21 protein-coding genes are annotated in these 21,244 nt (G+C 67.0%); 6 read left to right on the forward strand and 15 right to left on the reverse strand.

What is annotated here, in order from left to right:
• Positions 1 to 111: 111 nt before the first annotated feature.
• Positions 112 to 483: a serine O-acetyltransferase gene (locus tag A6F68_RS02115; protein WP_198152652.1), complete on the forward strand. Its 372-nt coding sequence runs from the start codon at positions 112 to 114 to the stop codon at positions 481 to 483.
• Between the two features lie 3 nt (positions 484 to 486).
• On the opposite strand, the gene wecC is transcribed toward A6F68_RS02115, so the two are convergent.
• The 12 genes from wecC to A6F68_RS02175 all read right to left on the reverse strand — a co-directional run bounded on the left by wecC (position 487) and on the right by A6F68_RS02175 (position 11,751).
• Positions 487 to 1,788 carry a UDP-N-acetyl-D-mannosamine dehydrogenase gene (wecC, locus tag A6F68_RS02120; protein WP_067675682.1) on the reverse strand — a complete coding sequence of 434 codons (1,302 nt, stop codon included), beginning with the start codon at positions 1,786 to 1,788 and terminating at the stop codon, positions 487 to 489.
• Positions 1,789 to 1,854: 66 nt separating this feature from the next.
• Complete coding sequence (wecB, locus tag A6F68_RS02125; RefSeq protein WP_067681871.1) at positions 1,855 to 2,991, reverse strand: non-hydrolyzing UDP-N-acetylglucosamine 2-epimerase; 1,137 nt, start codon at positions 2,989 to 2,991, stop codon at positions 1,855 to 1,857.
• Positions 2,992 to 3,040: 49 nt separating this feature from the next.
• Positions 3,041 to 3,625, reverse strand: coding sequence for a hypothetical protein (locus A6F68_RS02130; protein WP_067675685.1), 585 nt, complete (start codon positions 3,623 to 3,625; stop codon positions 3,041 to 3,043).
• A 99-nt stretch (positions 3,626 to 3,724) separates the two neighbouring features.
• The gene (locus A6F68_RS02135; RefSeq protein ID WP_084001869.1) at positions 3,725 to 4,222 is read right to left on the reverse strand and encodes a demethoxyubiquinone hydroxylase family protein; all 498 of its coding nucleotides are present in this window, start codon (positions 4,220 to 4,222) and stop codon (positions 3,725 to 3,727) included.
• Between the two features lie 17 nt (positions 4,223 to 4,239).
• A complete protein-coding gene (locus A6F68_RS02140; RefSeq protein ID WP_067675691.1) occupies positions 4,240 to 4,707 on the reverse strand; it encodes a disulfide bond formation protein B in 468 nt (155 codons plus the stop codon).
• Positions 4,707 to 6,044 carry a S41 family peptidase gene (locus A6F68_RS02145; protein ID WP_067675695.1) on the reverse strand — a complete coding sequence of 446 codons (1,338 nt, stop codon included), beginning with the start codon at positions 6,042 to 6,044 and terminating at the stop codon, positions 4,707 to 4,709. Before A6F68_RS02145 ends, A6F68_RS02140 begins: the two co-directional genes overlap by 1 nt.
• 105 nt (positions 6,045 to 6,149) lie before the next feature.
• On the reverse strand, positions 6,150 to 7,358 hold the full coding sequence (locus tag A6F68_RS02150; protein ID WP_232308182.1) for a murein hydrolase activator EnvC family protein: 1,209 nt from the start codon (positions 7,356 to 7,358) through the stop codon (positions 6,150 to 6,152).
• A gap of 18 nt (positions 7,359 to 7,376) precedes the next feature.
• A complete protein-coding gene (locus tag A6F68_RS02155; RefSeq protein ID WP_067681874.1) occupies positions 7,377 to 7,799 on the reverse strand; it encodes a 23S rRNA (pseudouridine(1915)-N(3))-methyltransferase RlmH in 423 nt (140 codons plus the stop codon).
• A gap of 1 nt (position 7,800) precedes the next feature.
• Positions 7,801 to 8,244 carry a ribosome silencing factor gene (gene rsfS / locus A6F68_RS02160; protein WP_067675701.1) on the reverse strand — a complete coding sequence of 148 codons (444 nt, stop codon included), beginning with the start codon at positions 8,242 to 8,244 and terminating at the stop codon, positions 7,801 to 7,803.
• A 373-nt stretch (positions 8,245 to 8,617) separates the two neighbouring features.
• Positions 8,618 to 9,235, reverse strand: a complete 618-nt coding sequence (locus A6F68_RS02165) for a nicotinate-nucleotide adenylyltransferase (RefSeq protein ID WP_067675704.1) — start codon at positions 9,233 to 9,235, stop codon at positions 8,618 to 8,620.
• 3 nt (positions 9,236 to 9,238) lie between these two features.
• Positions 9,239 to 10,294, reverse strand: coding sequence for an aldo/keto reductase (locus tag A6F68_RS02170; protein WP_067675706.1), 1,056 nt, complete (start codon positions 10,292 to 10,294; stop codon positions 9,239 to 9,241).
• A 185-nt stretch (positions 10,295 to 10,479) separates the two neighbouring features.
• Positions 10,480 to 11,751: a glutamate-5-semialdehyde dehydrogenase gene (locus A6F68_RS02175; protein WP_067675708.1), complete on the reverse strand. Its 1,272-nt coding sequence runs from the start codon at positions 11,749 to 11,751 to the stop codon at positions 10,480 to 10,482.
• Positions 11,752 to 11,985: 234 nt separating this feature from the next.
• Between A6F68_RS02175 and A6F68_RS02180 the strand changes: the two genes are divergently transcribed.
• The 3 genes from A6F68_RS02180 to A6F68_RS02190 are packed head-to-tail and all read left to right on the forward strand — an operon-like array spanning position 11,986 to position 14,586.
• Positions 11,986 to 13,140: a M23 family metallopeptidase gene (locus A6F68_RS02180; protein ID WP_067675711.1), complete on the forward strand. Its 1,155-nt coding sequence runs from the start codon at positions 11,986 to 11,988 to the stop codon at positions 13,138 to 13,140.
• Positions 13,133 to 13,543 (forward strand): bactofilin family protein, encoded by a 411-nt coding sequence (locus A6F68_RS02185; protein ID WP_067675714.1) that lies wholly within the window; start codon positions 13,133 to 13,135, stop codon positions 13,541 to 13,543. Before A6F68_RS02180 ends, A6F68_RS02185 begins: the two co-directional genes overlap by 8 nt.
• A gap of 41 nt (positions 13,544 to 13,584) precedes the next feature.
• A complete protein-coding gene (locus A6F68_RS02190) occupies positions 13,585 to 14,586 on the forward strand; it encodes an NAD-dependent epimerase/dehydratase family protein (RefSeq protein ID WP_067675717.1) in 1,002 nt (333 codons plus the stop codon).
• On the opposite strand, the gene A6F68_RS02195 is transcribed toward A6F68_RS02190, so the two are convergent.
• The 3 genes from A6F68_RS02195 to A6F68_RS02205 form a co-directional block, all read right to left on the reverse strand.
• Positions 14,583 to 16,280 carry a long-chain-fatty-acid--CoA ligase gene (locus A6F68_RS02195; protein WP_067675721.1) on the reverse strand — a complete coding sequence of 566 codons (1,698 nt, stop codon included), beginning with the start codon at positions 16,278 to 16,280 and terminating at the stop codon, positions 14,583 to 14,585. The genes A6F68_RS02190 and A6F68_RS02195 overlap by 4 nt on opposite strands.
• Before the next feature lie 50 nt (positions 16,281 to 16,330).
• The gene (locus tag A6F68_RS02200; RefSeq protein ID WP_067675724.1) at positions 16,331 to 17,035 is read right to left on the reverse strand and encodes a DUF1013 domain-containing protein; all 705 of its coding nucleotides are present in this window, start codon (positions 17,033 to 17,035) and stop codon (positions 16,331 to 16,333) included.
• 372 nt (positions 17,036 to 17,407) lie between these two features.
• Positions 17,408 to 18,418: an NAD(P)H-quinone oxidoreductase gene (locus A6F68_RS02205; protein ID WP_232308183.1), complete on the reverse strand. Its 1,011-nt coding sequence runs from the start codon at positions 18,416 to 18,418 to the stop codon at positions 17,408 to 17,410.
• Positions 18,419 to 18,525: 107 nt separating this feature from the next.
• Here A6F68_RS02205 and A6F68_RS02210 point away from each other — a divergent pair, with 107 nt between their 5' ends.
• Both A6F68_RS02210 and clpA read left to right on the forward strand, forming a co-directional pair.
• Entirely contained in the window at positions 18,526 to 18,726 is a 201-nt protein-coding gene (locus A6F68_RS02210) for a DUF1192 domain-containing protein (RefSeq protein WP_067675730.1), read from the forward strand.
• 142 nt (positions 18,727 to 18,868) lie between these two features.
• Positions 18,869 to 21,229 carry an ATP-dependent Clp protease ATP-binding subunit ClpA gene (gene clpA, locus A6F68_RS02215; RefSeq protein ID WP_067675734.1) on the forward strand — a complete coding sequence of 787 codons (2,361 nt, stop codon included), beginning with the start codon at positions 18,869 to 18,871 and terminating at the stop codon, positions 21,227 to 21,229.
• Positions 21,230 to 21,244 lie beyond the last annotated feature (15 nt).

Below are 21,244 nucleotides of genomic sequence, written 5' to 3' on the forward strand. Positions count from 1 at the left end.
GTCCGCAGCCGCGACCTATGGCGCTGTTTTGCAGTGCCGAGGTGCGCCCCCGTCGCCTGGTACCGCCTTGCGCACGCTGCCTACGTCCGGGGATGGCGAGGCACTGCAAAGGTGCTCACCTGGCTCAATTTCTATGTCCACGGGGTGGAGATCAGTTCGGCGTGCGAGATCGGTCCGCACTTTTTCATGCCGCACGTGTCCGGCACGGTGATCGGCGCCAACCGCATCGGTGCTTACGCGGTCATCTATCACCAGGTCACCCTCGGCGCGAAAGAGGTCGAGCCCGCGCATGAACATCGGCCGGTCGTCGGCGATCGGGCCTTCATCGCCTCGGGCGCGAAAGTGATCGGGCCAATTTCGCTGGGCGATGACGTCGTCGTCGGCGCCAACGCGGTGGTTACCCGATCGTGCGGCGACGCCGTCACCCTGATCGGAATTCCTGCCGTCGAGACACCGCGCGCATTGGTCGACGCGCGCGCATGATGCTCAGCTCGCCAGCCGAAGCGGGGTCTGCGCCACGCCGCTGACGGCATCCGGCCAGATTCCTCGCGTGTCATATACGACTGCGTCCGATCGCTCCTCGATCGGGATGACGCGGAACACGTCGTGATCGACGAGAACGATCAGCACCCCGCAGGTTTCGAGGGCGGTATCGATGTCCACGAGGGTCGCACCGGTCTCTGTGAACTCGATCGGCAGCTGCTGCGCATAGGGCTCGACGACGCGCACCCGGTCGGCGAACTTGCGCGCCAGGCTGGCGGCGATGAAACGCGCCGGGCTCTCGCGGAAGTCGTCGATGTTTGCCTTGAAGGCGAGGCCGAGACAGGCCACCGGCACATGCGGATTGGCCTCGACCAGCGCAGTCGCTCGGGCGAGCACGTGATGCATCTTGGCATCGTTGACCGCGCGCGCGGTGCGGATCACCTGTGACTCCTCGGGCGCGCCATGCACGATGAACCAGGGGTCGACCGCAATGCAGTGGCCGCCAACACCAGGCCCCGGCTGGAGGATATTCACGCGCGGATGGCGATTGGCGAGGCGGATCACTTCCCAGACGTCCAGCCCCATGCGGTCGGCGATCATGGAGAGCTCGTTGGCGAAGGCGATATTGACGTCGCGATAGGCGTTCTCGACCAGCTTGGTCATCTCGGCACTCTTCGCGTCTGTCGTGACGCAAGTGCCCCGCACGAACAGCTTGTAGAACGCCAGCGCCTTGCGCGCGCAGCGCGGGGTGATCCCCCCGATCGACCGGTCGTTGTTGGTCAGTTCCTCGAGGATTCGGCCCGGCAGCACGCGCTCGGGGCAATAGGCGATCGAAACATCGGGCAAGCCCGGCGCGAGGCCCGGCATGGCGAGATCCGGGCGCAGCGCGGCAAGCCGGTCGCGCAGCGCATCGGTCGTGCCGACCGGCGAGGTCGATTCGAGGATCACGCAATCGCCCTTTTTGAGGACGGTCGCGAGGCTCGTCGCCGCGGCGATCACGTAGGAGATATCTGGCGTGTGGTTGCCGTCCTTCTCGAAGGGCGTCGGCACCGCGATGACGAATACGTCGGCGGGCGCGATCTCGGTCGAGGCGCGCAGCGTCCCCCGCTGCACGACCCCGCGGACGAGACCGTCAAGATCGACTTCCTCGATGTGAATTTCGCCCCGGTTGATGGTGTCCACGACGTGCTGGCTGACGTCGACGCCGGTAACCCGGCAACCCGAGCGCGCAATCACCGCCGCGGTGGGAAGGCCGATGTAGCCGAGCCCGATAACGCATACTTCCGGATTGTTCTCGCCGCGCATGATATTCCCGTCGCTGGTTCGCGCGGGGTTCTAGGCGGCAAGCGGTAAATTTAGCGGTAACGCTGATCAGCGCGCGGCGAGGAGTTCCACGATCCGCCCGGTCGCCCTGCCGTCGCCGAAAGGGTTGTGCGCGCGGGCCATGGCTTCGTAGGCTGCCGGGTCATCGAGCAGGCGAGTGGCTTCGGCCACGATGCGGTCGGGGTCGGTGCCAACGAGCTGCGCGGTGCCGGCCTCCACGCCTTCGGGCCGCTCGGTAGTTTCGCGCATGACCAGCACCGGCTTTCCGAGCGCGGGCGCCTCTTCCTGCACTCCGCCGCTGTCGCTGAGCATCAGCGTGCAGATGTCGAGCAGACGTGCGAAATGCGGATAGTCCAGCGGGTCGATGAGCGCGACGTTGTCCAGCCCGGCGAGACGATCGTTCATCACGGCGCGGACGTTGGGGTTGAGGTGGACCGGAAAGATCACCGCGACGTCGTCGCGCGCGGCAAGGCGGCGGACCGCGGACGCGATCGCCTCCATCCCTTCGCCAAAGTTTTCGCGCCGGTGGGTGGTCATGCCGATGATCCGCTTGCCCGCGAAGCGCGCTTCGAGTCCGGCGAGCCCCGACGCGAGCGTCGGCTCGCGCTCGATCCGCGCGATCACCCAGTGCAGCGCGTCGATGACGGTGTTGCCGGTGACGTGGATCGTGGTCGGATCGACGTTCTCGCGCCGCAGGGCTGCGGCTGCCGTCTCGGTCGGTGCGAGGTGCAGGGCGGCGAAGCTGCCGACGATCTTGCGATTCACCTCTTCGGGCCACGGATGATGAATGTCCCCGCTCCTGAGGCCCGCCTCGACGTGCGCGACCGGTATCTTGCGGTAGTACGCGGCAAGCGCCCCGGCCATCGCTGTCGCGGTATCGCCCTGGACGACGACCCAGTCGGGTCGCTCCGCGTCCAGCACCTTGCCGATCCCGGTCAGAAGGTTTGCGGTCAAACCGTCGAGCGTCTGGTCGGGCTGCATCAGGTCGAGATCGTGATGTGGCACCACACCGGCGATATCGAGCACCTGGTCGAGCATACCGCGGTGTTGCCCCGATACGCAGACGCGCCCCTCGAAGCGCGAATCGCCATCGAGCGCATGGACCAGCGGGAACAGCTTGATCGCCTCGGGCCGGGTGCCGAAGACTTGTAGAACCTTGATGGGTCTGGTCGTTGCGCTCGTCATGTCGAGCGCATTAACCACGAAACGTTAAGGCAGGCCTAGTGAACCGCGATCACCCCTGCGGCGGAGTCATGATCGGCTCGGCGTCCCCCGGCGGCGTTTTCTCCGGCTCTCCCGGGAGCGCTCCGGCGCGTTCGCGCTCGAGCCGTTCCATGTACTGCCGCTCGATCTGTTCGACGCGCGCCTGCTCCTCAGCAGACGTGGCATCGATCGTGGACAGCCGCTCGGCCCGCGCCGCAGCGATCAACTGCGAAAAGCGCACGTCGGCGCCTTCGCGCTTGTCGGCGTAGAACGCGTCGATCAGCTGCTGGGTGCAGCCGGTGAAGCCGCCCGCTCCGGCCGTCGAGCACGACATCGTGCCGAACTTCCCGATCAGGTCGAGCTTCTCGACGCGGCGGGCCCAGGCCATGTTGGCAGGATCCTCGCTGAAGCGAAGCGCTTCGGGGATGCGAAACCGATCGTTCTCGGGCATCCGCGCGACGACGAGGATCTCGTCGCCGTTCGCCTGCGGCACCGGGTCGTCGCCATAGACGATGAGCATGCGGACCTTGTCGCCTGCCTCGTCCTGAGCCGCGACAGGGGCAGCCATCGCGGTGGCGGCGGCAGCGAGAAGCGGAAGGGCTAGCTGGCGGATCATCGTTTCATCCTCGTATCGATCGGTCGCAAATGGGCCATAGCGGCGCTGAACTGCCTATGAAGCGCCTCTAGAAAGCGCTTTGATCTGCAGCAAGGTTCCTCAGATCCGTTCGGCGAGCCGAATCGCGACGCGGCAGCCGAGCCGGATCGCCCCGGCCAGTAGCGGATAACCGGGCGCACGCTCGGCCCCGGCAGCAAGCGCCGCCTCGCGATGCTCGCGCTCGTCGTCACGGAAATCCGCTATCATCGATGCGAGTTCGGGATCGCTGCCCTCCGCTTCCAGCGCATCGAGCTGGGCCGAATAATGCCGGTCGATTTCCTCCTCGACCGCCGCGGTGCACGCCATCGCAGCTTCCGGACCCATCAGCGCGGTCGCCGCGCCCAGCGCGTAGCCAGCCACGTGCCAGAAGGGCTGCAGCGCGGTCGGGCGAACGCCGCGCGCCGCCATCAACGCGTCGAACGCCTCGCGGTGGCGGCGCTCCTGTTCGGCCATGGCAGCGATCTCGCCGGCGTGCGGTGCGCGGTCGCCCATGACCGCGAGCTGCCCGGCATATATCCGCTGCGCGCCGTATTCGCCGGCCTGGTCGACCCGGATCATGCGGGCGGTATCGACAGTCACTTCACGTCCTTAAGCCGCAGGAGCACGACGAGTCCTGCGGCCGTCGAGATCAGGAAATTGAAGCCTGCGAGCGAAATGCCGGCCAGCGTCCAGGGTGCCTGGTCGCAACGGATCAGCGGGGCGTTCATGATCGCATCGAGCGCGCTCCCGCCGCCGGCATCGACCGTCGTGCACGCGGTCACCCCTTCCCACCAGCCATACTCGACCCCGGCGTGATAACCGCCGATCGCGCCCGAGACGAGGATCGCGATCCCAGCGAGCGCCACCCACATGCGTTTCGGCGCCACGAACAGCGAAACGAGCGCGAAGGCCAGCGCAGCGAAATGGGGGTATCGCTGCCACCAGCACATTTCGCACGGGAACAGCCCGAAGCCGTACTCGCTCAGATAGGCGCCGCCGAGCAGGAGCAGCGGCACGCCCAGCGCCAGGCGCTGCGCCAGCGGCATCGACCGGAGGGTTTGCATCAGTTGCGGCGGGCGATCGCGTTCGGCGCGGTGCGCCGCAGCGTATCGAGCGCATAGGTGAGCTGGAAGTCGTCGATTCCCTTGGCCTTGAGTTGCTCTGCCGTGAGCTGGAAGCGCGGATCGTCCTTGCGGTCCTTGGTCAGCTCTTCGTCCTTCATCGCCGCCTCGTTGACGAGGTGGCCGCGCAGGTCGGATTCGCGCAGGCGGAACTTCTCGCGCCGGGCGAGATCGGGATCGCTGAGCTGCGGGACGAGGATGTCCGGTTCGATACCGCCTTCCTGGACGGAGTGACCGCGCGGCGTGTAGTAGCGCGCCGTCGTGAGCTTGAGCGCGGCTTCGCGCCCGAGCGGTAGCAGGGTCTGGACGCTGCCCTTGCCGAAGCTGCGGTCGCCCATGACCACCGCACGACGCTGGTCCTGCAGCGCGCCCGCGACGATCTCGCTCGCCGAAGCCGAGCCCGCATCGATCAGCACGATCACCGGCACGCCCTTGGCCATGTCGCCCTTGAACACGGTCTCGGCGTCGTAGACGAGCGATTCGCCCCGCGCGCGGCCGCGCTGCGAGACGATCTGGCCCTTGTCGAGGAACAGGTCGGAGAGAGCCACGGCCTCATCGAGCGAGCCGCCGGGATTCTGGCGCAGGTCGAGTACCAGGCCGTTGACCCGGCCCGATGCCTCGCGCTTGATCGCGTTCCATGCAGAGAACACGTCCGAGCCGACGTCGCGGCTGAACTCGTTGACCGAGATGTAGCCGATGTTGCCCGGCTTGAGCTCGTGAGTAACCGGCTCGAGTTCGATGACCCCGCGGGTCACAGTAACGTCGAACGGCTCCTCGCGTCCGGAACGGAAAATCGTCAGCCGGATGTTCGAACCCGCTGGGCCGCGCATCTGCGCGACCGCGTCGTCGAGCTCGCCGCCGTAGATCAGCTTCCCGTCGAGGTGGGTGATGAAGTCGCCCGCCTTGATGCCCATCTTGTCCGCCGGGCTGCCCTTGAACGGGCTGATCACCTTGACCGCGCCGTCCTCCAGCACGACCGACAGGCCGAGCCCCGAGTAGTTGCCGTCGATCATCGTCTCGAGGCGCTGGAGGTCGTTGCCGTCGAGATAGGCCGAATGCGGGTCGAGGCTCGCGAGCATACCGTCGATCGCGCCGCGGATGAGCTTGTCGTCCTCGACCGGCTCGACATAGCTCGCCTTGATGCGCTGGTAGACCGCGAACAGCTTGGCGAATTCGGGTCCGGCACGCCCATCGACCTGGGCGAGCCCGGCGGTGGTCGCGGGAAGCAGCGCTACCGCGCTGACCAGCGCAGCGGAGCGAAGGAGAGCGGCAAGCTTCATGGGCATTCCTCGTACGACGTGCGGCGTTTGTATCGCCCATCCCGCGTTAACGCCAGATGATGCATGCGGGTCCGTCCCGGGCCGGGATGCATCGATCGGGTTCGATTAACGCACATATTCGACCGGGTTGACCGGCTCGCCTGCGCGGCGGAGCTCGAACCCAACGACCGGGCTTCTACCCCCTGCGACACCCAGCGGTGATCCGCGGACGAGCTCTTCGCCGACGTCGACATCGGTTCGCGCGAGCCCGGTGACGAGACTGGTGTAGCCGCCCGCATGCTCGATGATGACGATCCGGCCGAACCCGCTGAAGGGGCCTGCGAATGCGACCCGGCCCGCGGCGGGCGAAATCACCTGCGCCCCCGCTGCCGGAGCCAGCGCAATCCCGCGCGAACGTGCACCGCCATCGTCCACCGCGCCGAAACCGGTGACGGTTCGGCCGGCAACGGGAATCAGGAAACGCGGCGCGGCGGTGCTGACCAATGATGGCGGCGGACTCGAATCGATCAGCACCTCGCTGGCGCCAGGGCGCGGGGGCCGAAGCAGCGGCCCCGGCAATGCAGCAAGCTCCTTGCGGAGCGATCCCGCTGCATCGAGCCGATCGACAAGTCCATCGAGGTCGCGCGCTTCCTCGGCCAAGGCCAAGGCGCGCTCGGCCTCGCGTGCCGCAGCGCCGCCGGCACGACGCGACGCCAGCCTTTGCCGTGTCTCGAGTGCGGCAAGCCGCGTGCGGCGCTCGGCCAGCTGGCGTTCGCCCGACTTCAAGGCTGAGTAAGCGGCAAGCGCCTCGCTCTCGATCGCCCGGGCACGGTCGATTTCGCCGCGCAAGGCAGAGGTCCTGCGGCGAACCTCGGGCAAGGTGGTTTCGAGCATCGCGCGCAAGTAGACCGTCTCGCGAAGGGAGCCCGGACGAAGCACCGCGACCGCCAGTGGACGGCGGGCCAGCTTTTGCAGGCCCGCGGTGAGCCGAAGGAGCGGCCCCTGTCGTGCAGCGAGTCGCTTCTCGAGCCGATCCTGCTCGGCGCGTGCGATCAGGCTGCGGGCCCGCGCGGCGGCGATCTGCGCCTCGGTTTGCTGGATGCGCGCGGCAAGCGCCGCTGCTTCGCGGGCGGTCTTTTCGGCGGCGGCCCGAGTCCCGCGCGCCTCGACCTCGAGTTCGGCCGCGCGGGCACCGGCGTTGCGGGCCTGTTCGCGGGCCGATGCAAGGGCGGCGCGGGTTTCGGCGGCATCGGCGAAGCGCGCATCGCCTTGGGCAAGGACGGCCGCGGCCAGTCCGGCCACGCAGAGCGCGGATATCGGGAAGAGATGACGCACGGGGATCCTCTAACCCGATCAACCGCTGCGATGATAGGGGTGCCCGGCAACGATGGTCGTCGCGCGGTAGAGCTGTTCCATCAGCATCGCGCGGGCGAGCAGGTGCGGCCATGTCATCGCGCCCATCGCCAGCAGCAGGTCCGCCTCGGCCCGGTCGGCATCCGAGTGACCGTCCGCTGCACCCAGCACAAAACGGGCCTCGCGCATGCCTTCGTCGCGCCAACGTGCGAGGATCGCGGCGAATTGTTCGGAGGACAGGGTCCTGCCGCGTTCGTCGAGCAGCACGATGCGTGTCGGCGAAAGCGGTTCCGGCGGCCGGCCGCCATTCTCGGGCAGTTCGGTCAGGCGCACCGGCCAGGTGAGCCGTTTGGCGTAGCGCGCGACGAGGTCCGCCTCGGGTGAGCGGCCGATCTTGCCGCGGGCGATGACGTGGAGAAGGATGCTAAGCGGTTCCCGTCCCGGCGACCTTATCGTCGCCGAAGCCCCACATGCGCTCGAGATTGTAGAAGCTCCGCACTTCGGGCCGGAACAGGTGCACGACGACATCGCCGGCGTCGATCAGCACCCAGTCGGCGGCGGGCAGGCCTTCGACACGCGCAGGGCCGAAGCCAGCGGCCTTGACCTTTTCGGCGAGCTTTTGCGCCATCGCCGCGACCTGGCGTGTCGAACGGCCGGAGGCGATGACCATGAAATCGGCGATCGAACTTTTGCCCGCGAGCGGGATCGAGACGACTTCCTGCGCCTGGTCGTCGTCGAGCTGCGCGAGCACGAGCGCGTGCAGCCCGTCGCTGTCCCTGATTTCGGGGCGATCGGTGGGGCTAGCGGAGGACGTTGCCGTTCCTCCGGAAAGGCCGGCATTCGCCGGCAAGGGGTGCGCCTGTTGCATAGGCGGGTGTCTTGCTCCTGTGTTGGATTGCGCTCGGCACAATGGCACCAACGCGCATCATTCCGGCGAAGTTTCCTTCGAGCGGACCAATGGGTGCGTGGATGCGTCAAGGAGTGTGGCGGCCACTGAGCGGGCAAACCGGCTAGGGGCCGGCAACGATCGACAATCTGTCCGCGTCAGCACGAGGGGCCGAGGCACTCCGTTTGCCCGCCTGGTGGAGCCGTATGCGCGAGCGGGCGTCCGCGCGGTTGGGCCGGTCCGAGACATCGAACCGACACCGCGATCATAGCGGGCGCGCGCCTTCCCTGCAACGTCGATGCCCGATTCGGGCGAATCCAACTGTCGGGCGTGACAATCCAGCCGCACCAGCCGCCTATCCGATGATCCGGCCCGTTACTCCGTCTCTCGCGTGAGCGTCCGAATAGCGGTTCGCCCAATCCGGATCGGCGGCGCGCAGGGCGGTGGCGGAGATGGGGTCGGGATCGAAGCGCAGCCACGCCAGCCGGGGCGGGGTCCCGCGCAGCGCGTGGGGGGGCACGCGGTAGGGGCGCAGCCAGGCCATCGACGGGCTCGCCATCGCCTTGGCCTCGTAGCCCGGGCGCGCAAAGACCGCGATCGGCACCGTCCGCGCGATGCCGCGCCAGTTCCGCCAACGATGGAACTGCGCGAGGTTGTCCGCCCCCATCAGCCAGACGAACCGGCGGCGAGGATATCGCCGGACCAGCGCGCGCAAGGTGTCGATCGTGTAACGCGTGCCGAGTTCGCGCTCGATCGCGGTGACGCGGATCGGCGCACGGCGCGCAACTCGTTTCGCCGACGCCACGCGGGCCCGCAGGGGCGCCATGCCCGCGACTGGCTTCAATGGATTGCCCGGCGAAACCAACCACCACACCTCGTCGAGCGCGAGCCGCTCGATGGCGGCAAGGCTGATCGAGCGGTGCCCCCGGTGCGCCGGATTGAAGCTGCCCCCGAGGAGGCCCGTGACCTTCATCCGCTACTTCGGAGTGCGCCGGGGCGAGACTTTATCGCCGCGATAGCCGCCCTGGAATCCGAGCATCCAGCCCGGGTATTCGCGCGGCAGGCGGCTGAGCTTGTCGAGTTCGTCCCATTCGGCTTGCGTGAATTCGACGTCGCAGGCGCCGATGTTGTCGGCCAGCTGGTCCGCCCGCTTGGCGCCGACGATCACTGTCGAGACGACTGGTCGGTGGAGCAGCCAGGCGAGCGCGATCTGAGCGACGCTCGCGCCCTTCGCATCTGCCATGCGTTTCATGACGTCGATGAGGTCGTAGGCGCGGTCCATCTCGACCGGGGGGAAGTCGAATGCCGCCCGGCGCCCTTCGCCTTCGCTCCGGTCGTCGTCGCCGCGGGTGTACTTGCCCGACAGCAGCCCCCCTGCGAGCGGCGACCAGACCATGAGGCCGACGCCCTCGCTCAGCAGCATCGGCACGACTTCGCGCTCCAGGTCGCGCCCGGCGATGGTGTAGTAGGCCTGCAGCGAGGCGAACTTCTCGAGCCCCAGCCGCTCGCTCGTGCCCAGCGCCTTCATGATCTGCCAGGCCGCCCAGTTCGACACGCCGATGTAGCGCGCCCTGCCCGACCTCACGATGTCGTCCATCGCCCGCAGCGCTTCCTCCATCGGGGTCTGCGAATCCCACCCGTGGATCTGGTAGAGGTCGACGTGGTCGAGCCCGAGCCGGTCGAGGCTCGCGTCGATCTGGTGCATGAGGTGGTAGCGGCTCACCCCGGCATCGTTGGGCCCGTCGCCCATCGCCCCCATCGCCTTGGTGGCGATGACCACGTCGCTCCGCGCGATCCCAAGGTCCTTCAGCGCCTGCCCGACGAAACGCTCCGACTGGCCGCGCGTATAGACGTTGGCCGTATCGATGAAGTTGATCCCCGCATCGAGCGCCTGCTTGACGAGTCCGGTCGAAGCGGTCTGGTCAAGACCGGCCACGTTGGCGAACCGGCCCGGATCGGTGCCGAAGGTCATCGCGCCGAGGCACAGCTCAGATACTATCAGTCCGGTCGAACCGAGGCGGTTATAACGCATGAAAGTCTCCGATGGCCCGTTTCAGCGGTGAAAGGTTACACGAAGTATACACCAAAACGAGCTCGCGTCGTTTCTCGGGTTCCGCCCGTTCCGGGCTTGTTCGAGGACAGGGCGAAAGGTTCGATCACCACCCCCGGATAAACCCAAAGACAGCGTGTAGGAAAACGAATTGCCGCACGGCGCGCTCAACCGCGCACCTGCCCCGACCCCAGCACCAGCCACTTGTAGGTCGTCAGTCCTTCGAGCGCCACCGGTCCGCGCGCGTGAAGGCGGCCGGTCGCGATGCCGATCTCGGCGCCGAGCCCGAACTCGCCGCCGTCGGCGAACTGCGACGAGGCATTGTGCATGACGATCGCCGAATCGACCTGCGTGAGGAACTGCCGCGCGACTCTTTCGTCGCCGGTCACGATCGCATCGGTGTGGTGCGAACCGTGACGCGCGATGTGCGCCATCGCCGCTTCGGGGCCGTCGACCACGGCGACCGACAGGATCGTATCGAGGTACTCGGTTTCCCAGTCCTCGTCCGAGGCGGGCGCGATGCGCGGATCGATCGCCTGTGCGCGCGCGTCGCCCCGAAGCTCGCACCCGGCGTCGAGCAAGTCGCCCAGCAATGCCGGCGTATCGGGAAATGCCGCGTCGACCAGGAGCGTTTCCATCGCCCCGCAGATACCCGTCCGCCGCAGCTTTGCGTCGAGCGCGATCCGCCGCGCCATCGCCGGATCGGCGGCTGCGTGGACATAGGTGTGACAAAGGCCGTCGAGATGGGCGAGCACGGGCACGCGCGCGTCGGCCTGGACCCGGGCGACAAGGCCCTTCCCACCGCGCGGGACGATCATGTCGATAAGACCGGCCGCCGCCAGCATGGCACCAACGGCTGCGCGATCCTGCGTCGGGACGAGCTGGACTGCTGCCGCGGGTACCCCGGCGCTCGCGAGGCCGCGCACCATCGCCGCATGGATGGCGCGGTTCGAGTGGACCGCCTCGCTCCCGCCGCGCAGCAGGACGGCATTGCCCACCTTCACACAAAGCGCGGCGGCATCGGCCGTCACGTTGGGACGGCTTTCATAGATGATGCCGATAAGGCCGATCGGGATGCGTACCCGCTCGAGAACCAGGCCGTTGGGCCTCTCGTCGCGGGAGATGACCTCACCGACCGGATCGGGCAGTCCGGCAACGGCGGCGACAGCGTCGGCGATTCCCGCCAGCCGCGACGGGTCGAGCCGCAGCCGGTCCAGCATCGCGCCGGTCAGGCCCGCAGCTTCACCAGCGGCAACATCCGCAGCATTGGCCGAAAGGATCGCGGCCTCGTCGGCGCGAAGGGTTTCTGCGGCCGCCAGCAGGGCGTCTGCCCGCGCCCGGGAATCCATGCCTGCAAGCGTTGCCTGTGCCCCGCGTCCTTCGCGGGCCAGTCGTTCGACAAGCAGTCGGGCATCAGTGGAGGGATCTGCAAGCGCCATCGCCCCCTCTTAACACTTGGGGGTTGCCCAGCCAGCGAAGAAATCTGGGGGCGGCGAAACCCATTCCGGGGCTAATCGTTCCGCGGCGGATTCAAAAATTTCGCGCGTTGGGAACGTTTCGTCCCGACTCTCGCTCGACTCGCCCCGAGTCTTAACAAGTCGATTCGACCTCTGCTGACACCTCTGTTAGCCGCCCTCCCGGGATAAGAACGGGACATAGGGGTCGTACCTCACATGAACGCAGTCGCTGGCGGTTGGTTAAGCCGCCTGCGTACCTGGTTCCCGGACCGCGAATTCTTCATGCGGTCCCAGGGACAGGTTCGCTTCATCAAGATCACCGGCAGGGTGCAGATGATCGCCGCGGGCGCCGTCGTATCGGCGCTCGTCCTCTGGGGCCTGTCGATGGCGGTCATGGGATGGCTGCAGTATCGCGCCGCCGCCGACCGCCTGTCGCTGCTCGAGCGCGAGGCCACCGTCGCCAAGTCCGAAGAGCGCGTGGGCGCCTATCGTGCGAACATCCAGGATGTCGCTGACGACCTCAAGGCGCGGCAGGATTTCCTCGAGGAAATGACCGAGGCACTCCCCGACGACGTCAAGAATCGCGGAACGGTGAGCGATTCGTCGGGCGAAGCGGCGAAGACCGTGTCTAAGGTATCGGCGATGATCCCCGAGGCCGCTGCGCTGGCCGCGATCGAGGCGAGGCAACTGGCCTACGTCGAAAAGCTGACCCGCTACGCGGACCAGCGCGCCGAGCGGAGCGCGCGGGCGATCCGCCAGCTCGGGCTCGATCCCAATTCGATGATGCGGGCCGCCGGCAAGGGTGCGATGGGTGGTCCGCTCGAGCGTCTGGCTTCGGACAGCGACGGCTCGCTCGACCCCCGCTTCGAGCGGCTCGGTGCAAGCCTCGCCCGCATGGAAGCGCTCGACCGCAGCCTGTCCGGCATCCCGCAGTATCGCCCCGCGGCGCATTCCATGACGAGCAGCTTCGGCGTCCGCCGCGATCCCTTCAACGGGACGACCGCGATGCACGCCGGTATCGACTTCAGCGGACCCACGGGCGCACCGATCTACGCCGCCGCGAAAGGCCGCGTGAGCTTCGTCGGCCAGAAGAGCGGGTACGGCAACGTGGTCGAGATCAGCCACGGCAACGGGATGATCACCCGCTATGCCCACATGTCCAAATTCCATTCGCGCGTGGGGCAGGAGGTCGCCGCCGGCGACGTCATCGGCGCGATCGGATCGACCGGTCGTTCGACCGGTCCGCACCTGCACTTCGAGGTGCGCGTCAACGACCGCGCGGTGAACCCGCGCCCCTTCCTGGAGGCAGCCCCCCATGTTCTCAAAGAAGCCCGACGAGTACAGCCCGAGCGAGACCCGGCCCGTGGCTAGGCCGACCGCAGGCGGATCGACCTTCTCGGTCATCGGCAGCGACGTCGTCATTCGCGGCGATATCGAGGCCACGGCCGATCTCCACATCGACGGGCGTGTCGAAGGCGACATCAAGTGCGCCAGCCTTGTGCAGGGTGACGGAAGCCAGATCGATGGCGCGATCACTGCGGAGACCGCGCGCGTCGGCGGCGCGGTGAGCGGATCGATCACTGCGCGCGAACTCGTCGTGCTGCGCACCGCGAAGATCAACGGCGACGTGCACTACGACGCGTTGACGATCGAGCAGGGCGCGGAAGTCGAAGGCCGCTTCGCGCACCGTACACCGAGCAGAGCCACCGCCGCTCCGCTGGCTTCGCCCAAGCCGTCCGACGACAGCGAGCCGAAGCTCACGCTCGCAAGCTGAGCGTTGCCACCGGCCCCGCGCGCCCCTAACCCCGCGCCGGCATGAAGGTACTCGTCACCGGAGCGGCCGGGTTCATCGGCTCGGCGGTCAGCGAAGCGCTGGTCGCGCGTGGCGACGCCGTGCTCGGGATCGACGACCTCAACGACTATTACGCGGTCTCGCTCAAGGAGGACCGGCTCGCGCGCGTCCGCTCCGCCCCCGCGGGCGACCGGTTCGCGTTCCGCCGGCTCGACTTCTCCGACCACGAAGCGCTCGACGCGGCGCTGGCCGGCGACGATTTCGACGCCATCGTCCACCTCGGCGCACAAGCGGGGGTGCGCTATTCGCTCGACCATCCGTTCAAGTACGCGCGCGCCAACCTTGTCGGGCATCTGGCGCTGCTCGAGACCGCGCGCCACCGCAAGGTCGCGCACATGGTCTATGCCAGTTCGAGCTCGGTCTACGGCGGCAACGCCAAACTGCCGTTCTCGGTCGCCGATCGCAGCGATCACCCGGTCTCGCTCTACGCGGCGACCAAGCGGGCCGACGAGCTGATGAGCGAAAGCTACGCGCACCTCTATCGGATACCGCTCACCGGCCTGCGCTTCTTCACCGTCTACGGCCCGTGGGGGCGGCCGGACATGATGCTGTGGAATTTCACGCGCCGCATCCTCGCGGGGGAAAGCCTGCCGGTGTTCAACAACGGCGACATGTACCGGGACTTCACTTTCATCGACGACATCGTCGCAGGCGTGCTCGCCTGCCTCGATCGACCGCCCGCCGATGACGGCAGCGAGAAGGCCGGCGGCAGCAGCAGCCCCCACGCGCTCTACAACATCGGCAACAACCGCTCCGAACACCTGATGAAAGTGATCGGCCTGCTCGAGGCCGAATGCGGCAGGAAGGCCGACCTCCAGATGCTGCCGATGCAGCCGGGCGACGTCCACAAGACCTATGCCGACATCGACGCGCTGACCGCAGCGACCGGCTATCGCCCTTCGACCCCGATCGAAGTCGGGGTACCGGCGTTCGTGCGCTGGTACCGGGGCTACACCGGGGCCTAGGCGCCCGTCACTTCCGCCATCAGGGCCTTGCGGTCGAGCTTGCCGACCATCGTCTTGGGGAGCTCTGCGCGGAGTTCGACCCCGCTTACCCGCTCGTGCTTGCCGACGCGCGCGTTGAGCCAGCTTGCCAGCTCCTCGCCAGTCGCTGACACCTCGTCGTTCAGGGTGACGAACGCGCGCGGCATTTCGCCGAGGTAGGCGTCGGGCAGGCCCAGCACGAGCGCTTCCTTGACCGCCGGATGCTCGACCAGCACCGCCTCGACCTGGCTCGGGAAGACCTTGAACCCGCCGACCGCGATCATGTCCTTGATCCGGTCGACGATCGCGATGAAGCCCTCCTCGTCGATCACCGCGACGTCGCCGGTGCGCAGCCAGCGCTCTCCATCGACCTCGGCAAAGGCATCCTTTGCGGCATCGGGCCGGTTCCAGTAGCCCTGCATGACCTGCGGCCCCGCCACGACAAGTTCGCCGGGCTGCCCATCGGGCGCGGGGCGAGTGGGATCCTCCTTGTCGAGAAGCACCACACGCGTGTGCGGCAGGACCTGACCGATCGTGCCCGGCTTGCGCTTGCCCTCGTAGGGATTAGTCGAGACCACGCCCGAACTTTCGGTAAGCCCGTATCCTTCGACCAGCCGCGATCCGGTGCGTTCTTCCCAGGCGTCGCGCACCGGGGCGGGAAGCGGCGCCCCTCCGGAAATGCACACACGCAGAGAGGAGAAATCGGTTTTCGCGAGCTCAGGGTGGTCGAGCAGCGCCTGGTACATCGTCGGCACACCCGGAAAGGCTGTCGCCTTAACCCTTTGCAAGGTCTGGAGCGCCTGCTTGGCGTCGAACCGAGGGAGCATGGCGATGCAGCCCTTGTTGGCGACCGTGCGGTTGAGGACGCACGTGTTCGCGAAGACGTGGAACAGCGGCAACACGCCCAGGATCACGTCGCGTGACCCTGCATCCGGATCGATCGCTTCGACCTGCAAGGCGTTCGAGGCGAGATTGGCGTGGGACAGCATCGCGCCCTTGGGCCGCCCGGTCGTGCCGCCGGTGTACTGGAGCAGCGCGAGGTCATCGCGGCCTGCAGCCGGCAATATCGGAGGGCCATCCCCCAGGAATTGCGACCAATTGGACTCGACGAGCAAATCTTCCCATTTGCTGACATCTGCCCGCCTCGGGATCGCCGCCAAAGCCTTGCGACCCAGTACCTTGAGTGCGATCCGCTTTGTCCACGGCAGCATCTGGCCAAGACTTCCGACGACGAGCGTTTCGAGTGCCGATCCATCGAGCACCTTGAGCGCGGTCGGCAGCAGGCTTGCGACGTCGACCGTGACGAGCAGCCGCGTACCCGAATCCGCGACCTGGTGCGCAAGTTCTTCGACGGTGTAGAGCGGCGAGAAATTGACCACCACCGCGCCCGCCATCATCGCCCCGTAATAGGCGGCAAGGTAGATCGGCACATTGGGCAGGTAGAGCCCGACCCGGTCGCCCTTGGCGATGCCTCGCGAAGCCAGTCCCGCGGCCACGCGCCGCGCCTCTGCCAGCACCTGCGCGTAGCTGTACGTCCGCCCCATGAAATCGATCACCGGCGCATGCGGCGCTTCGGCAGCGGCGCGCTCGAGAAGTTGCGGCACCGTCAGTTCCGGCAGCGCGACATCCCACGCACAAGGGTGGTGATAGGGGACGGGCGCGCTACTGACATCCATGTAAAAAAGGATGCTGCAAGCGCGCCCTATTGGCAAGCTTTGTTGGGGGTTTAGCCCTCGCTCGCCTCCTCGGCGCGCTTGTTCTCGAGCCAGGCGGCGGCCTCGGCTTCCTGCGCGGCCTCGACAGCAGCCTTGGCGGCAGCGTCGCGCTCGGCCCGCAGCTCGGTGATCAGCGCTTCGCGGTCGTTGCCGAGACGCGTCTCGCGCGCAGCGGTATCTTCCTCGAGCCCGGCCTTCTTGGCAGCCTTGGCGACCGTCGCGTCGAGTTCGCGCTGCGAGCACAGGCCGAGCGTGACGGGGTCCTTCGGATTGATGTTCTGGATGTTCCAGTGGCTCCGTTCGCGGATCGCGGTGATGGTGTTGCGCGTGGTGCCGATCAGCTTGCCGATCTGCGCATCCGACACCTCGGGGTGGTTGCGCAGGATCCAGGCGATCCCATCGGGCTTGTCCTGCCGCTTGGAGACCGGGGTGTAGCGCGGACCCTTGGTACGCACGACCGCGACGGGCGCCTTGTGCATCTTGAGGGCGTAGTTCGAGTCTGCCTGGCCCTTTTCAATCTCTTCGTTCGTCAGCTCGCCGGCGTGGACGGGATCGCGCCCGGTGTACTTGGCGCCCGCGAGGTCGTCGGCCATCGCCTGAACCTCGAGGATGTGGAGTCCGCAAAACTCCGCGATCTGTTCGAACGACAACGCGGTGTTGTCTACCAGCCAGGTGGCGGTCGCGTGCGGCATGAGCGGCTTGGGTTGGTCGGCCATGGGGAATTCCTAGGGATCGGGGTCCGGAAAATAGAGAGGCCGCCCCTCGCGGGGCGGCCGTGCGATTCCGATCTAGGCGATGCAGGCAGCTATCGCAAGCCTATGCGGCGCGCGGCAGCGACTCCGTTTCTCTCCGGGCCTGGATGGGCCGAAAAGCGCGCACCATCACTTGCGCCAGAGTTTCGCGCTTCGCGAGGCCCGAGATCGTCCCGCGGTTGTTTCCGACCAGACCCTGTTCCCAATCCTGCAGCATGGTGATCGACCTTGTCCTGTTTCCCACGCTTGCGATGATAGCGCGGCCCTGCGAAACCTTCGCGACGGTTCGCAGTCGATTGCGCGACAGTGTGACGGGACCGTGACGCTCAGGGCGGGTCAGCCGTCACCGACCTCGAGCACGATCTTGCCGATGAGGTCCCCGCTTTCCATCAGCGCGTGCGCCTTGCCCACCTCGGCGAGCGGGAAGGTCGAGTGCATCACCGGGCGCACGGTGCCCTCGGCGACGAGGGGCCAGGCGACCTCGTGGATTTCGTCCGCCAGCAGCGCCTTGAAATCGTCCGAGCGCGGGCGAAGGGTCGAGCCGGTCAGTGTAAGGCGCTTCCTCATCACCAGCGCCATGTTGATCTCGGCCTTCAGCCCTCCGAGTACCGCGATCGTCACGTGGCGGCCGTCTTCGGCCATGCATTCCAGGTTGCGCGCGACGTAATCACCCGAGACCATGTCGAGCACGACGTTCACCCCCTTGCCGCCGGTGAATGCCTTCACCTCCTCGACGAAATCCTGCGCCTTGTAGTTTACCGCCAGGTCCGCACCGAGTTCGCGTATCGCCGCGCACTTCTCGTCGCTGCCCGCGGTGGCGACCACCTTCATGTCGAAGGCCTTGGCAAGCTGGATCGCGGTGGTGCCGATCCCGCTGGTGCCGCCATGGACGAGCAGCGTCTCACCCTCGCCCGCGAGCCCACGCTCGAACACGTTGTGCCACACGGTGAACATCGTCTCGGGTAGCGCGGCGGCCTCGGCGAGCGAGAGACCGGCGGGGACCGGCAGGCAGTGGCGAGCATCCGTCAGGCAGTACTCGGCATACCCGCCACCGGGCGTGAGCGCGCAGACCTGCTGATTGAGCATTTCCGGCGGCGCGCCTTCACCGATGTCGATCACTGTGCCGGCGACTTCGAGCCCGCAGATCGGCGACGCGCCCGGCGGTGGGGGGTAAAAGCCCTGGCGCTGGATCACGTCCGGACGATTGACCCCGGCGAAAGCGACACGGATCAGGACCTGGCCCTTGCCGGGTCGCGGCACGTCCATCGTTTCGGGCCGGAAAACGTCGGCGCCCCCCGGCGCGTCGTAGCCCATCGCGGTCATCGTAGCGGGAATGGCGAGTGCCACGACAAATGCCCCCTGTTGCCCGATTGCGACAGCGCACCGGATAGGGCGGGCAACTAGCGGGGCAGGCCATTGACAGCAAGCGTCTGGTCTTGCGATGATTCATGCCGATGGACGACGACCGTCCCAGACCCAAAGGCGATGCCGCCAGCCTCCTCGCGAAGGAGGACCTTGCGCCTTATTCCCAAGACGAACTGGCCGAACGCATTGCCCTGCTCGAAGCGGAAATCGCACGCGTCGAGAGCCACCGTCTGAAGGCAGCGGCCCACCGATCCGCGGCGGACTCACTTTTCGGAAAGCCGTCGTCATGACGCGGGCGGCCTCGCAATCGCCGGGCCGCTTCCCATATCGTCGGATATCCCCCTCGATGGCGAGCGTAAAAGCGCCGTTAACCATTCCCGTTCATACCTTCGCGCAAGCGGATGCTCGCATTTCCCACCGAAAGTGACCTGAATGCCCAGTTTCGCCCAGAACCTCGAAAAGACCCTCCACGCCGCGCTTGCGGGTGCGGCCGAGCGCCGCCACGAGTACGCGACGCTCGAGCACCTGCTGCTTGCGCTGATCGACGACGAGGACGCCGCTGCGGTCATGGTCGCCTGCGGTGTCGACCTGTCGGAATTGGGCGAGGTTGTCCGGCGCTATCTCGACGAGGAATACCAGAAGCTCGAGACCAGCGAGGAGGCCGATCCGCAGCCCACCGCCGGGTTCCAGCGGGTGATCCAGCGCGCAATCCTCCACGTGCAGTCGTCGGGCAAGGACACCGTGACCGGCGCCAACGTGCTCGTGGCGCTGTTTTCCGAGCGCGACAGCTACGCGGTCTATTTCCTCCAGCAGCAGGACATGAGCCGGCTCGACGCGGTGAGCTACATCAGCCACGGCATCGGCAAGGGCGGAAAGCAGCTCGAATCCAAGCCGCCGCAGGGTCCGGGCGAGAGCGAGGCCCAGCAGGAATCGAAGGGCGAGGCGAAGGGCGGCAAGGACCAGTCCGCGCTCGACCAGTTCACGGTCAACCTCAACGAGAAGGCGAAGAGCGGCAAGGTCGATCCGTTGATCGGCCGCGGTCCGGAAGTCGACCGGACGATCCAGATCCTGTGCCGCCGTTCGAAGAACAACCCGCTCTACGTGGGCGATCCGGGCGTGGGCAAGACCGCCATCGCCGAGGGCCTCGCGCGCAAGATCATCGAGGGCGATGTACCCGAGGTGCTGCAGGACGCGGTGATCTATTCGCTCGACATGGGCGCGCTGCTCGCCGGCACCCGTTATCGCGGCGACTTCGAGGAGCGGCTCAAGCAGGTCGTCAACGAACTCGAGAAAATGCCCGAGGCGGTGCTGTTCATCGACGAGATCCACACCGTGATCGGCGCCGGCGCGACGAGCGGCGGTGCGATGGACGCCTCCAACCTCCTGAAGCCCGCGCTGTCGGGCGGGACGATCCGCTGCATCGGCTCGACCACCTACAAGGAATTCCGCAATCACTTCGAAAAGGACCGCGCGTTGCTGCGCCGGTTCCAGAAGATCGACGTGAACGAGCCGACGGTCGAGGACACGGTCAAGATTCTGAAAGGGCTGCGCAGCGCGTTCGAGGACCACCACAAGGTCACCTACACCCCCGACGCGATCAAGACCGCGGTCGAGCTCAGCGCGCGCTACATCAACGACCGCAAGCTGCCCGACAAGGCGATCGACGTGATCGACGAAGTCGGCGCGATGCAGATGCTGGTCCCGCCCAGCCGCCGCAAGAAGAAGATCACCGCTCGCGAGATCGAGGCGGTCATCGCGACGATGGCGCGCATCCCGCCCAAGTCGGTCAGCAGCGACGACAAGAAGGCGCTCGAGCACCTCGAACGCGATCTGAAGCAGGTCGTCTATGGCCAGGACGAGGCGGTGCGGAAGCTGTCGACCGCGATGAAGCTTTCCCGCGCGGGCCTGCGCGATCCGGACAAGCCGATCGGCTCGTTCCTGTTCTCGGGCCCGACCGGCGTCGGCAAAACCGAGGTCGCGCGCCAGCTCGCGTCGATCATGGGCATCCCGCTTCAGCGCTTCGACATGTCGGAATACATGGAGCGGCACAGCGTCAGCCGGCTGATCGGCGCGCCTCCGGGCTATGTTGGCTACGACCAGGGCGGGCTGCTCACCGATGCGATCGACCAGCAGCCGCATTGCGTGCTGCTGCTCGACGAGATCGAGAAGGCGCACCCGGACCTGTTCAACATCCTGCTGCAGGTGATGGATAACGGCCGCCTGACCGACCATCACGGCAAGACGGTCGATTTCCGCAACGTCGTCCTCATCATGACGACCAACGCGGGCGCGTCCGACATGGCGCGGCAGGGCATCGGCTTCGGCGACGTCAGCAAGGAAGACGCGCAGGACGAGGCGGTGAAGAAGATGTTCACCCCCGAATTCCGCAACCGCCTCGATGCGATCGTGCCGTTCACCTACCTCGGCCGCGAGACCGTGGCGCGGGTGGTCGACAAGTTCATCCTGCAGCTCGAAATGCAGCTCGCCGATCAGAACGTCCACATCCAGTTCGATTCGGACGCGCGTGGCTGGCTGGCCGACAAGGGTTACGACAAGCTCTACGGTGCCCGCCCGATGGCCCGCCTGATCCAGGAAAAGATCAAGCAGCCGCTCGCCGAGGAACTGCTGTTCGGCAAACTTTCGGGTGGAGGCGAGGTCCACGTCAGCCTCAAGGACGGCCAGCCCGCCTTCGAGCTGACCCCGGCTCCGCCCAAGTCGCGGCCCACGAAGAAAAAGCCCGCGGCGAAGAAGGGCAAACCGTCGCAGGCCAAGGAGACCAAGGGCGAGGATTGATCCGCGCCCACTGGT

The sequence above is a fragment of the Tsuneonella dongtanensis genome, from assembly GCF_001698205.1.
Classification (GTDB): domain Bacteria; phylum Pseudomonadota; class Alphaproteobacteria; order Sphingomonadales; family Sphingomonadaceae; genus Tsuneonella; species Tsuneonella dongtanensis.